Origin of the sequence: Burkholderia sp. Tr-20390, assembly GCF_017104595.1 — a bacterium.
GTDB lineage: Bacteria > Pseudomonadota > Gammaproteobacteria > Burkholderiales > Burkholderiaceae > Burkholderia.
The window spans coordinates 35,074-47,276 of the sequence record NZ_JAAGPC010000026.1 but is presented as its reverse complement, the minus strand read 5'-3'; the positions used below and the strand labels follow the sequence as shown (position 1 = coordinate 47,276).

Below are 12,203 nucleotides of genomic sequence, written 5' to 3'. Positions count from 1 at the left end.
GCTCATCCTTCCCTTCCGATGGCAATCCGGTTGACGATGTCGTGAAGCATCGCTTGACGGACGGTTAGCGGCAGTCGCGACGGATCGCCACCTTCGCTCGCGATCTCTGGAGACAGGGCGAGCGCCTTATCGCGCACCGCCTCATCGAACAGAATCAGCCAAGGCAAAATCGGGCGCGTCCGCGGCACGATGACCTGCTCGCCATAACTCTCACGAAAGAACAGATCCTCGACTCGCGCTCGGGTGCCAGGCCGATTCAGCAGATCGTTTGCCCATTCCGCACATAGCAGCTCGCGGATCTCGCGATGGCGAAACCGGACGCTGTTATAAACGATGTCATCGAACAACCCGGTGCGGAGGAGCGTGTTGATCTCGGCGTCGGCCCAGCCTGTCAGCACGGTGCGCGGGTCGATGCGATCGGCGCTGTGAACTCCAGTGGGAAGGCCAATTAGGGTCTTGCCGGTCATCGTCACCGCGCCTGCCAAGATTCGGGCGCCATCCCGCATCTTGGCGGCGTTGTGGCGGCCCAGGCCAGTCGCGACCGACGGAGGTTTAATTTGCAGGGAGATCATCCTCTGCAGCACTTCGAAGCGGCTCGCGAGGTGATGATCGGCGATCCAGACCCTAATCAACGCCTTTAGGTCGAAGGGGCGCTCGGCAAGGGTTAGGAGGTTCGTCCGCTTCACCGCGTCGACGAAGTCGGTGACGTCGGCCACGCCGTAATGGCCGGCGAACAACGCGATCTCGTCCTCCGAGAGGCCTGTGAGCCGGTATAGCTTGAGCGTGAGGTCGCTTTCGCGGCTCGTCTTGTCAGCTTCCCCGTCGTATGCTGGCTCGCCATAGGGCAGGTGCTGCTCGATCAGCGTCTGGTCGGGCAGCGCTCGCCAAGCATCCTCGCGGCTGGTGATGAAGATACGCGCGCGATCCAGCGCTGGGTAGATCTTGGCGCCGAAGATGCGAATCGCATCCTCCAGCGCGCGAGGCGTTTCCAATTGTGCTTCGTCGACCGAGTCGAGGAAAAACCAAGCTTCGTCCGTTGAGGCGAACCAAGTGGCGAACTCGGTCGCCGTGCCAACCTCGAATGACTCTACGAAAGTCGAGTCAATCTTCTCGATCCGGATGAAGAAAGCGTGACGGCCTCGCTCCTTGATTCGACGCGCGCGTGTCAGGGCTTCGAATGTCTTGCCGGCTCCTGGGGCGGCAATTATCAGGACGCGGAACTCGTCCTCGATTTCATGCCACCGCTGGGGTCGGCCCGGGCCGGGCATGAGGACATCCCATTCCTTCGAGTGAGGCGACATCGGCGAAAACCGCCGAATCAGCTCGACGATCTTCTCAGTCATGTTCGAGATCCCGCATTGGCAGGGTAGAGATTGGGGAACCAGCGCTCGGCCACGTCGACAGGAAAAGCCAGACGCAGGGGCGCGCGGTGGGTCGTTGCGGTCAGCATCCCCCTGTCGACCAGCCCCGCTGTGACGTTGCGCGCTCCCCGCTCTTCGTAGCCGGTGAGCGCAGGGATCTTCGAGCGTTCGACCTCGCCACTCATCACGGCTTCGCGCAATACCGCAAAGCTGCCACGTTGGAGCCGCTTCGCTCGCACCTCCTCCTCGATGTGAATTTCCATGCGCGTTAGAAGCTTCGCTGGTTCGAGCAGCCCACTCATGAAACGGACCTGATCGACTGAGCGCTCGAGGAAAAATTTGCAGAACTCGGTCAGCCCGCGCTGAGTCAGGTTGCCACGCCCATCGAGGTCGCCTTCGCGCGGCATGTCAGCCCGCGCGAGCAACGCTTTATAGCGGGCCTCATCACGTGCCAAGCCTCGTGCGACCGACCAGAGACTGGTTCCGACCCCGAGGCGTTTGAATAAGGCATGCGACATCAGCCGCGCGACACGGCCGTTCCCATCGAGGAAGGGGTGGATCCAAAGCAGCCGATGATGGACGGCACCGACGGTTTGAAGTTGCCGGAGCTTGGTGAGCGGCGGCGACCCATAGGCCGTGTCGAAACGCGACATGAAGCTTGGCAGGTCTTCATGCGGTGGCGGAATGTGCCGGCCGACCTGCACGTCTCGCTTGCGCCATTCGCCGGGAACAATCTCAAGCCTCGCGCCAGTCTTCTCGTCGGCGACAAACAACATCTCCGGTGGTAGCCGCGAGCAAAACTCTTCATGCAGCCACGACGCGTATGCCGCGGACGCTGGCCAAGCATCGGGATCCCGCCCTGTATCGATCAACCGCTGAACGTGGATATGCGCCACAGCTTCTTTCTGCAGGTCACGCTTTTTGGGTTCAGTCGAAAAGTCGTTGGCAAGTGCTCGGTCGATGTCGCGTGGATGAGTGTCGTGACCTTCGATCAAATTGGAGTAGTAGCAGTTCATCGAGCGAACAAGGTCACCAATCGAATCCAGCAAGATAGGATGAATTCGGCCGGCCAATTGGTTCGCTTCTGCAACGAGCGCCAACATGTCATCCTCGAGAATTCGGGATGAACTTTCCTCCGGAACCATCGGCCCCATGCTTGTCGTATCCATCAGCGTATTGTACCGGATCATATGCCGGATCAGAGACCTTAATTTTTCTTTATAAATCAAGAAGCTTATGCGACAGAATCGACCCTAATGGACCTGATTTCATGCCGGTTACGGTGCCGGTTTTGTAGTCAAAAAGAGTTGCACGCGACCTGCGGCCGTTTCCTTATTTCGTTCTGCCGTAGAGGTTTAGGAACCCGCGTGATCGGCGTTGCCGACCCGTTAGCTTGACGGTGAGGCAGTCGACTGGGATGGCCAATCGATGCCTGTGGAAGTTTTTCCATCATCCTCCAGATGCCAACGGGCTGCGCGGCATCAGACCGGCCTATTGCCGCGCATGAAGCAGTGTCCGTGGATATCGTCGCTCCGATGAATGCGATTCCCATCGCAATCATCGACGTGCTAACTGTATAGGTCCGGTGCAGACAGGGTCTTGATTCGTTCGATCAGTGCCGCTACGGTTACCTTGAGCGTCATTTCAGCTCGTGTTAGAGACAGTGGCATAACCGACCACTGATCGTCCGCTCCGGGTAGGCTACGGTCAATCGGGTGCGACGAAATGCCATTAATTTGGCGCCCTACGGCACCGGCAGCCCGGATAGGCCCGGCCACCGTCGACCGTGATGTCAATCCGCAGCGATGCCGCTACCCGACCTCCGGCCGCCGTGCGATCCGCGCACGGGTGGCCGGCGACGCAAGACACGTGGCCACCGCTTCATAGCCCGGTGCGCCGGGGTACGGTGCGACGCGGGCCGGCGGGCTATGGTTCGCGGGACACAGAATGATCGCTTCGTCGGGGCCGACGGCCGACAGGTCCAGGATCGCCGACGAGCGGGTCAGCATGAACAGCGGCCGCAAGCCCCCGGCTCTGGCACGCTGCCGAAGGCACGCAATCAGCGCCGCCTGCGTCGGCTGGTCGAGATCCTGTTCGATCATGTCCACGACCAAAGCACCCGCGCCGTCCGCCTCGAGTCCGGCGAGCAGCACGGTCAGCGCCGCAGACGCCGTGGCGCCTTCATCCGCGAGCCATGCCGCCGTGCGTTCGACCCGCGCCTTCAGCGCCGGATCGGCCCGCAACGCGGCGAAGGCAGCCGCGCCGCCGTCTTCCAGCCGGTCCAGCCCGATGAACGCCGCGCCGGGCAACGCGTCGGCGAGCCGATGCGCGAGACGGGTCTTGCCGCTGCCCAGCGAACCGATGATGTAGTTCAACGGACGGATATCGCGAAATTCGAACCATTCACCGTCCCACGGCCAAGGGAGGTTGAACGCAACGCCCGCGGCCGCCGGAGCGAGCAGGCGCGTCAGTTCGCCGTCGTCTGGCATGCGGCCGCGGGCAAGATCGGCGCGGATCGCGCGAACCCTGTCGACCTTGCCGACCAGATCCTGAATGTCGCGCCCGAGCGCCGCCTCATGCGTCGCCAGGGCCTCGCTCAGGCTGCGGGCGTCGCCGCCCAGCACGTTCGCGACCTGCGCCAGGCTCAAGCCGAGCGCGCGAAGCGCCGCGACTTCGGCCGCACGCGCCAGATCGTCCGCGCCATAGGCGCGGTATCCGGCTGCCGTTCGCCCGGGCGTGACCAGTCCTTGCCGCTCGTACAGCCGCAGCGCCTTGGCCGATACGCCGAGCCGCACCGCGGCTTCCGATGCGCTCAGGCCGCGCGTGACATCGCTCATGGGTCACCTTCGGGTCGTCGATTCGTTGCGCCCAGCATAAAGGCGATCCCAAGGGCCGGGTCAAGCGCGTTCGCGTGTGACTCGACGAAGACGCCGGCCGCGCCGCGCGTCAGTCAGTCGGCCGCCGCGAACTCCTCGCGCAGCGCGTGATACAGCCGCCGATACCGCGCCAGCCGCCCCGCCAGCAGATCGACCATGGCGGCATCGGGCGCGACCGTCTCCGTGACGGGCGGTGCGACGCAGACTTCCGCGAGCGTGTCATCGGTCGCGGCCAGGCGCGCCAGCCGCGCCGCGCCGAGTGCCGCACCGACCGCGCCGTCCGCGTGGCGTTGCATCGTGAGCCCGGTCGCATTCGCGCACAGCCGCGCCCAGAACGCGCTCTTCGAGCCGCCGCCGATGAACGACACCGCGTCGAGCGTCGTGCCGGCCGCACGCAGCGCGTCGTAGCCGTCGGCCATCGCGAACGCGACGCCTTCCATCACCGCATACGCGAGATCGTACGCATCGTGTTCGTTGGACAGCCCGAAGAACACGCCGCGTGCATGTGCGTCGTTGTGCGGCGTACGTTCGCCACCGAGATACGGCAGGAACAGCGGCGCACGCGCCGGCTCTGCACGTTCGGCGCGCGCGGCGAGCACGCCGGCGGTGGTGCCGTGCGCGCGCGCGAGCCAGTCGAGGCTCGCGGCGGCCGACAGGATCACGCTCATCTGGTGCCAGCGCCCTTCGACGCAGTGGCAGAACGCGTGCACGGCCGCATCCGGGTTCGGCGCGAAGCGGTCGTTGCCGGCGAACAGCACGCCCGACGTGCCGAGCGACAGGAAGCCGCTGCCGGCGCCCGTCACGCCCATGCCGATCGCGGAGGCCGCGTTGTCGCCGGCACCGCCGGCGATCGTCACGGGCCCCGCGATGCCCCATTCGCGCCGCAGCGTGTCGCGCAGCTGCGCGGCGGGCGCGTTGCCTTCGACGAGGCGCGGCATCTGCGCGCGCGTCAGCTCGGTCGCGGCGAGCATCCGGTCGGACCAGTCGCGGCGCGCGCAGTCGAGCCACAGCGTGCCTGATGCATCCGACATGTCGGACACGAATTCGCCGGACAGGCGCCAGATCAGGTAGTCCTTCGGCAGCAGCACCTTGTGCACCGCGCGGAACACGGTGGGCTCGTATTTCGCGAGCCACAGCAGCTTCGGCGCGGTCAAGCCGGGCATCGCCATGTTGCCGGTGATCGCGCGCGATTCCGGCACCAGCGCCTCGAGTTCGACGCACTCGGTGCCGGCGCGCGTGTCGTTCCACAGGATCGCGGGGCGCAGCACCTGGTCCGCGCGATCGATCAGCGTCGCGCCGTGCATCTGCCCCGAGAGCGCGATGCCGCGCAGCGCGGCGAAGCCGGCCGGGTGTGCGGCGCGCACCGCCGCGATCGCATCGAGCATCGCGTGCCACCACGCCTGCGGGCTCTGTTCCGACCAGTGCGGATGCGGGCGGCTGATCGACAGCGCGGCCGAGCCGGTCGCGAGCGGGGCCGAACGGGAATCGGTGAGGAGTACCTTGACCTCGGACGTGCCGAGATCGATGCCGAGAAATGTCACGTGTGAAGCATCCTGTCTGGGGCGCGCGGCGGCGTGCGTCGCGGGGGCGGCGCGTCGTCGCGGCCGTGCGGTTCGTTGAGCCGGTGCAGCGCGCGGAACCTCGACGGCGGCACCTGCTTCATCGCGAGAAACTGACGGTTGAAATTCGACAGGTTGTTGAAGCCAACCCGGTAGCAGATGTCGGTCACCGTCAGGTCGGAAAACATCAGCAGCTCGCAGGCCTCGTTGATGCGCAGCCGGTTCAGGTAGCGCACGAACGACGAGCCGGTATGGCGGCGGAAAAACCGCGTGAAGGTGCTGACGCTCATCCCGGCGAACGCGGCGACGTCGGTCTCGCGCAGCATGCCGGGCAGGTTCTGTTGCAGGTACGACAGCACCTGGTTGATGGTCGACGACATGTAGTGCTGCGCGTCGCTGCGGTAGCCGGGGCCGGCGAGCACGCGCCGTTCGCGGCACGACGACAGCCGGTCGAACAGCGACATCAGGATCTCGACGCGCCGGCAGCCGTGCGCATTCGCGAGTTCGAGCATCAGCGGCGCGACGTCGCGGCCGACGCGGTCGGGAAACTGCACGCCGCGCGCCGCGTCGTCGATCAGGTCGATCACCGGCTGCAGCTCGCTGAACGCGCCGACCATCTTCTCGATCGCGTCGCGCGAGAACTGCAGCACGACGTCGCGCGACGGCACGCGTTCGCCGTCGGGGAGTTCGCTGACCCAGTTGTGCGGCAGGTTCGGCCCGGTGACGATCAGGTTGCCCGGGCCGAAATCGCCGATGTGATCGCCGACGAACATCTTGCCGTGCGACGACTGGATCAGATGAATCTCGTACTCGGGATGAAAGTGCCACTTCGCGACCGAGTGCGGATAGTCGTGGACCCACGCGCGGAACGATTCGTCGCGGTGGGTGGGAACGATCTCGAGATCCGGGTTCATCGTGTGCTCCGTCGGGGGCGTGCCGGCGTGCTACGAACGGGACATCGACCAGCCCGTCGCGGCGGGCGGCGTGGTGCGCGTCGCGGCCGCCGGCGGCGCTGCGTGCGCGATCGGGTTCGCGTCCGGCAGCGTGACGTTGCGCTCGGTGCCGGCGTCGAACAGATGCAGGGCTTCTTCGTCGAAGCGGAACGCTACCACGGCCCCCGGCGCCGGGGCCATCGGGGCCGGCACGAGGGCCGCGCACGGCTGGCCGTGCCAGTCCAGCGTGACGAGCGCCTCGGCGCCGAGCAGCTCGACGAGCTCGACCGTGCCGGTCAGCGCGAGCGTGCCCGGGGTCGGATCCGGTTCGGTGACGAGCCGCAGGTGGTTCGGGCGGATCGCGGCCTTCACCTGCTGGCCGTCGTGCAGCCGGGCGAAGCGCGGCGACGCGAGCGGCCAGCGCGCGCCGTTGCAGTCGAGCAGCACGTTCGCGCCGAGGCGCTCGATCGTGCCCGCCGCGAAGTTCATCGCCGGGGTGCCGACGAAGCCGGCGGCGAACACCGTGTGCGGCTGCCCGTACAGCTCGGCCGGCGTGCCGATCTGCTCGATGTGGCCGCCGCGCATCAGCACGACGCGATCGGCCAGTGTCATCGCCTCGAGCTGGTCGTGCGTGACGTACAGCGTGGTCGTCTTCAGCCGCCGATGCAGCCGCTTGATGTCGCCGCGCAACTGCGTGCGCAGCTTCGCGTCGAGGTTCGACAACGGCTCGTCGAACAGGAACACGGCCGGCGTCTTGATCATCGCGCGCGCGATCGCCGCACGCTGCTGCTGGCCGCCCGACATCGCGCGCGGGCGGCGGTCGAGCAGCGTGTCGAGGCTCAGGATGCGCGCGACGTCGCGCACGCGGCGGTCGATCTCGTCGGCCGGCACTTTCAGGCGCCGCAGGCCGAACGCGATGTTGTCGTACACCGTCATGTGCGGGTACAGCGCGTAGTTCTGGAACACCATCGCGACATTGCGTTCGCGCGACGGCAGGTCGTTGACGACCGCGTCGCCGATCACGAGCTCGCCGCCGGTGATCGCCTCGAGGCCCGCGATCATCCGCAGCATCGTCGACTTGCCGCAGCCGGACGGGCCGAGCAGCACGATGAATTCGCCGTCGGCGATCTCGAGGTCGAGCGGGTGCAGCACGGCGGGGCCGCCGTCGTAATGCTTCGACAAACCTTTGCAGGTGATCTGGGCCATGGCTCAATCCATTTCGATCTGAATCTTGACGTCGCGCGGGTGGCCGCTCGCCGCTTCCTCGAACGCGCGCACGCCTTCGGAAAACGGGAACGTGCGCGAGATGAACGGCTTCACGTCGATCGCGCCGGACGCGATCAGCGCGAGCGCGCGCGGAAAGATGTTCGCGTAGCGGAACACCGATTCGATGCGGCCTTCCTTCGCCTGCAGCGCGACCACGTCGAGCGGCACCGGGGCGACCGGCATCCCGATCAGCACCGCGCAGCCGCCCGGGCACATCAGGTCGACGAGGCCCGCATACGCGTTCGCGCTGCCGCTGGCCTCGAACACGACGTCCGCGCCCCAGCCGTCCGTTGCTTCGGATACCACGTCGGCGAGCGACTGCGTGCGCACGTCGACGGTCGTGACGGCGCGGTTGCCGGCGAACAGCGCGAGCTTGTCGGGCACGACGTCGGCGAGGATCACGCGCGCGGCGCCGCCGGCGAGCGCGGCAAGCGCCGTCATCGCGCCGATCGTGCCGGCGCCGATCACGACCGCGAGGTCGCCCGGCTTCATCGCCGCCTTCTTCGCGGCCTGCAGGCCGATCGACAGCGGCTCGACGATCGCGCCTTCGGCGAACGAGACGTTGTCGGGCAGCCGGTACGTGAACGCGGCCGGATGCACGACGTACGGCGTCAGGCAGCCGTGGATGGGCGGCGTCGCCCAGAAGCGCACGTCGGGATCGAGGTTGTAGAGCCCGCGCAGCGTCGCGGGCGAATCGAGGCGCGGCACGCCGGGCTCCATGCACACGCGGTCGCCGACGCGCAGGTGCGTGACGCCGGCGCCGGTCTCGACGACGGTGCCGGACGCCTCGTGGCCGAGCACCATCGGCGCGTCGACGCGAAACGGGCCGATGCCGCCGTGCACGTAGTAATGCACGTCGCTGCCGCACACGCCGACCGTATGCACCTTGATCCGGACGTCGCCAGGGCCGACCGCCTGCGGCAGGTCGATGTCGCGCAGCGCGAGCTCGCGCGTGCGTTCGAGTACGAGTGCTTTCAACACATCCTCCTTATTTTCCCTTGACGATCGAATTGAGCAGGCGGCTCAGCATGCCGACGAACACGAGCGGCGGCAGCGCGAGCAGCACCGTCGACGCGTTGATCACGCCCCACGGCACCTCCTGGCCGAGCGACGTGAACGCGGACGCGACCACCGGCAGCGTCGCGCTGCGCGACGACGTCAGCGCGAGCGCGATCATCAGTTCGTTCCACACCAGCACGAAGCTGAACACGATGCCGCCGAGCAGCGTGCTCGCGCACACCGGCAGCGCGATGTGCCAGAACACCGCGTACGGGCCGTAGCCGTCGAGCGCGGCGGCTTCCTCGATCTCGCGCGGCAGCCGGCGGAACACGGGGATCGACAGCCACGTGATGGTCGACAGCGTGACGAGCAGGTACGTGACGATCATCGACAGCTTCGTGTCGTACAGCCCGAGATCGACCCAGATCGCGATCAGCGGCAGCGCGACCGCGACGGGCGGCAGGAAGCGCAGCGACAGCAGGAAGAACTGGATGTCGCGCTTGCCGCGTATCGGGTAACGCGCGATTGCATACGCGGCCGGCACGCCGAGCACCGCGCCGATCAGCACGGCCGCGCCGACGATCGCGATGCTGTTGCCGAGGCCGATCAGCACCTCGGGGCTCGACAGCACCTGCTCGTAGTTCGCGAGCGTCGGCGTGAAGATGAAGCGCGGCACGGGCGTGACGATGTCGAGCAGGTGCTTGAGCGAATTGAGCACGGCCCAGAACAGCGGGAACGCGGCGACGAGCAGGATCGCGCCGGCGATCGCGACAGTCGTTGCGGTCGAAACGGTCGCGGCGGTGCCGCGGCGGGCCATCAGTCGTCCCATTTGTTGACCCTCTTCCAGATGAGCGTGAAGACGAGCGTGGTCGCGACCATCATCAGCACGGCCATGCCCGACGCATAGGACACCTTGCCGGCGAGGCCGATGCCCTGCTGGTACGCGTACAGGTCGAGCGTTTCGGTCGCGATGCCGGGGCCGCCCTTGGTCATCACGTAGATCAGGTCGAACGAGCGCAGCGATTCGACCATCTTGATGAACACGAGGCTCACGAGCGGCGCCTTCAGCATCGGCAACGTGATGTATGCATGCACTTGCCATGTCGTCGCGTAGTCGAGCCGCGCGGCTTCGAGCGGTTCGGGCGGCAGCGTCTCCAGCAGCTTCAGGATCACGACCGCGAAGAACAGCCCCCATTGCCACACGTCGACCAGCGCGACCGCGTACAGCGCGAGATGCGGATCGGCGAGGAACGCGGTGTTCTCGATCCCGATCGTGCCGAGCAGCCAGCTCAGGATGCCGGTGAGCGGCGCGTACATGAACTTCCAGATGAACGCGGCCGACACGCGCGGCAGCAGCACCGGCATGATCAGCACCAGCGACGCGAGGCGGCGCCAGCGGCCGTGCACGCGCTCGAACAGGAACACGGCCAGCGCGATCCCGACCAGCACCGCGCCGGCCACCGTGACGACTTCCCACAGCACCGACACTTCGATCGCGTTCAGGAAGCGCCGGTCGGAGGCGAGCCGGATGAAGTTGCGCAGGCCGACGTATTCGCTGTCCGGATAGCGCAGCACGCGGTTGCGCAGCGCGAGATTGATCGCGGCGACCGTCGGGACGAGGCTCAGGACCGCGAGCAGCGCGAGCGTCGGCGCGAGGAACACCCACGGCAGGCTCGTGCGGTCGCGGCGTGCGCGGCCGTGCCGGGCGGACGGTGCGGAAGGCGGGGCAGGGGCCGGACGGACGCCGAGCGCGCGTCCGTCGGCGCCGTCATTTGCGAGCGCCATGTTCGAGCGCGTCCTTCGCGTACTGGTCTGCGTCGTCGAGCGTGCCGCGCACGTCCGTCTGCGTGCCGGTGAACACCTGCTCGAGCGCGATGCCGAGGTTGTCGCCGATATCCGGCCACTGCGGCGTGCGCCAGATCGTCACCTGCGTGACCGGGTTGGTGTCGTTCAGCCCGGCCTGGATCTGCGGCGCGACGTGTTGCTTGAAGTACGGGCTCGCGATCGTGCTCGACCGGTTGTAGTCGCTGAACACGCCGTTGCGCAGCCGCGCCTGCTCCTGGTCCTTGCTGGTCGCCCACGCGATGAAGCGGCCAGCGGCCATCCGCGTGCAGTCGTCCTTCGCGCCGACCGCCGAGATCGCGAAGCCGTGGCCGTAGGCGGCCGACGGCAGCGGCGCGGGCGGACGCGTGTAGCCGACCTTGCCGGCCACGCTCGACTTGCTCGCATCCTCCATCCAGTCCGCGAACGGCGTCGACTCGATCATGAACGCGACCTTGCCCGAGCGGAACGCTTCGAGCGCGTTGCTCCAGTCGTAGGTCGCCGCACCCGGCGGCGCGTACTTGAACAGGTCGCCGTAGAGCTGCGTGGCCTTCACGGCGGACGGCGAGTTGAACGCGGGCTGGCCGCCCTTGTCGGTCCACGCGCCGCCCATGCCGAGCATGAACGGCGACCAGCGCCACACGTTCATCCCCGAGCCGCGCTGGCCGCGCGCGACCCAGCCGTACAGCTTCGGCGGCGCGTTGAGCTTCTTGATCGCGGCGACGAGCTGGTCGAGCGTCTTCGGCACCGGGATGTGCGCGGCGTCGAGCAGGTCGCGGCGGTAGAACAGGAAGTCGCCGCCGCCGATCAGCGGCGCGAAGTACGCGACGCCGTTGTAGCTCGCGACCGCGCGGCGGCCGGGCAGGAAGTCGTCGTAGTCGTATTCCTTCGGGTAGTACTTGAGGAGCGGCACGATCCAGTTGGCCGACGCGAATTCGGCGACGTTCGCCTCGTCGACGTAGTAGATCTGGTAGGAACCCGCGCCGGTCGACGCGTCGAGCCGCGATTTCGCGCGGCGGTCGTTTTCGCCGAAATAGCTGATCTCGACCTTGGTGCCGCTCTTCTTCTCGTAGTCGGCCAGCGATTTCTCCATCACCGACAGGCCGAGGCTCTTCTGCGCGAGCACCCGAAGGGTCGGCACCTTGCAGACCTGCGCGGCCGCGACGCCCGGCAGACAGGCGCCGAGCAGCAGGCCGGCTGCGACGATTCGCATCTTGTTCACCCGTGTCTCCTTGATTCTGCTTGTTCGAATGCCGTCGATGACGGCAGGAACAATGGTGTGACGGGGGCGATGCGGGCACCACATCAAAAGAAAACGCCAACCGATACTTTTTGCTCAGGGTTGGTCGTGCGATGCACAAAATGTGGTGGTGGGGGGCGGCGGGCCGT

Annotated in this window: 10 protein-coding genes; all 10 read right to left on the bottom strand. The window is 66.9% G+C overall.

Annotation, left to right across the window (positions count from 1 at the left end; translation table 11 throughout):
* Positions 1-2: 2 nt before the first annotated feature.
* A complete protein-coding gene (locus G3N98_RS10390) occupies positions 3-1,343 on the bottom strand; it encodes a hypothetical protein (protein WP_206148117.1) in 1,341 nt (446 codons plus the stop codon).
* Positions 1,340-2,590, bottom strand: a complete 1,251-nt coding sequence (locus tag G3N98_RS10385) for a Fic family protein (RefSeq protein WP_241025845.1) — start codon at positions 2,588-2,590, stop codon at positions 1,340-1,342. The genes G3N98_RS10390 and G3N98_RS10385 overlap by 4 nt, the downstream gene beginning before the upstream one ends.
* 582 nt (positions 2,591-3,172) lie before the next feature.
* Entirely contained in the window at positions 3,173-4,198 is a 1,026-nt protein-coding gene (locus G3N98_RS10380; protein WP_206148116.1) for a MerR family transcriptional regulator, read from the bottom strand.
* Between the two features lie 113 nt (positions 4,199-4,311).
* The gene (gene xylB / locus G3N98_RS10375; protein ID WP_206148115.1) at positions 4,312-5,778 is read right to left on the bottom strand and encodes a xylulokinase; all 1,467 of its coding nucleotides are present in this window, start codon (positions 5,776-5,778) and stop codon (positions 4,312-4,314) included.
* A complete protein-coding gene (locus G3N98_RS10370) occupies positions 5,775-6,710 on the bottom strand; it encodes an AraC family transcriptional regulator (protein ID WP_206148114.1) in 936 nt (311 codons plus the stop codon). The genes xylB and G3N98_RS10370 overlap by 4 nt, the downstream gene beginning before the upstream one ends.
* A gap of 30 nt (positions 6,711-6,740) precedes the next feature.
* Positions 6,741-7,934, bottom strand: coding sequence for a sn-glycerol-3-phosphate ABC transporter ATP-binding protein UgpC (ugpC, locus tag G3N98_RS10365; protein WP_206148113.1), 1,194 nt, complete (start codon positions 7,932-7,934; stop codon positions 6,741-6,743).
* A 3-nt stretch (positions 7,935-7,937) separates the two neighbouring features.
* Positions 7,938-8,972, bottom strand: coding sequence for an NAD(P)-dependent alcohol dehydrogenase (locus G3N98_RS10360; RefSeq protein WP_206148112.1), 1,035 nt, complete (start codon positions 8,970-8,972; stop codon positions 7,938-7,940).
* 10 nt (positions 8,973-8,982) lie between these two features.
* On the bottom strand, positions 8,983-9,822 hold the full coding sequence (locus tag G3N98_RS10355; RefSeq protein ID WP_089473861.1) for a carbohydrate ABC transporter permease: 840 nt from the start codon (positions 9,820-9,822) through the stop codon (positions 8,983-8,985).
* The gene (locus G3N98_RS10350; protein WP_241025844.1) at positions 9,810-10,778 is read right to left on the bottom strand and encodes a sugar ABC transporter permease; all 969 of its coding nucleotides are present in this window, start codon (positions 10,776-10,778) and stop codon (positions 9,810-9,812) included. Before G3N98_RS10350 ends, G3N98_RS10355 begins: the two co-directional genes overlap by 13 nt.
* Complete coding sequence (locus G3N98_RS10345; RefSeq protein ID WP_206148111.1) at positions 10,762-12,036, bottom strand: sugar ABC transporter substrate-binding protein; 1,275 nt, start codon at positions 12,034-12,036, stop codon at positions 10,762-10,764. The genes G3N98_RS10350 and G3N98_RS10345 overlap by 17 nt, the downstream gene beginning before the upstream one ends.
* Between the last annotated feature and the right edge of the window lie 167 nt (positions 12,037-12,203).

Coding starts and splice junctions, on each gene's coding strand:
- G3N98_RS10390 (WP_206148117.1), bottom strand. CDS start 1,343: ATGACTGAGAAGATCGTCGAGCTGATTCGGCGGTTTTCGCCGATGTCG.
- G3N98_RS10380 (WP_206148116.1), bottom strand. CDS start 4,198: ATGAGCGATGTCACGCGCGGCCTGAGCGCATCGGAAGCCGCGGTGCGG.
- G3N98_RS10370 (WP_206148114.1), bottom strand. CDS start 6,710: ATGAACCCGGATCTCGAGATCGTTCCCACCCACCGCGACGAATCGTTC.
- ugpC (WP_206148113.1), bottom strand. CDS start 7,934: ATGGCCCAGATCACCTGCAAAGGTTTGTCGAAGCATTACGACGGCGGC.
- G3N98_RS10355 (WP_089473861.1), bottom strand. CDS start 9,822: ATGGGACGACTGATGGCCCGCCGCGGCACCGCCGCGACCGTTTCGACC.
- G3N98_RS10350 (WP_241025844.1), bottom strand. CDS start 10,778: ATGGCGCTCGCAAATGACGGCGCCGACGGACGCGCGCTCGGCGTCCGT.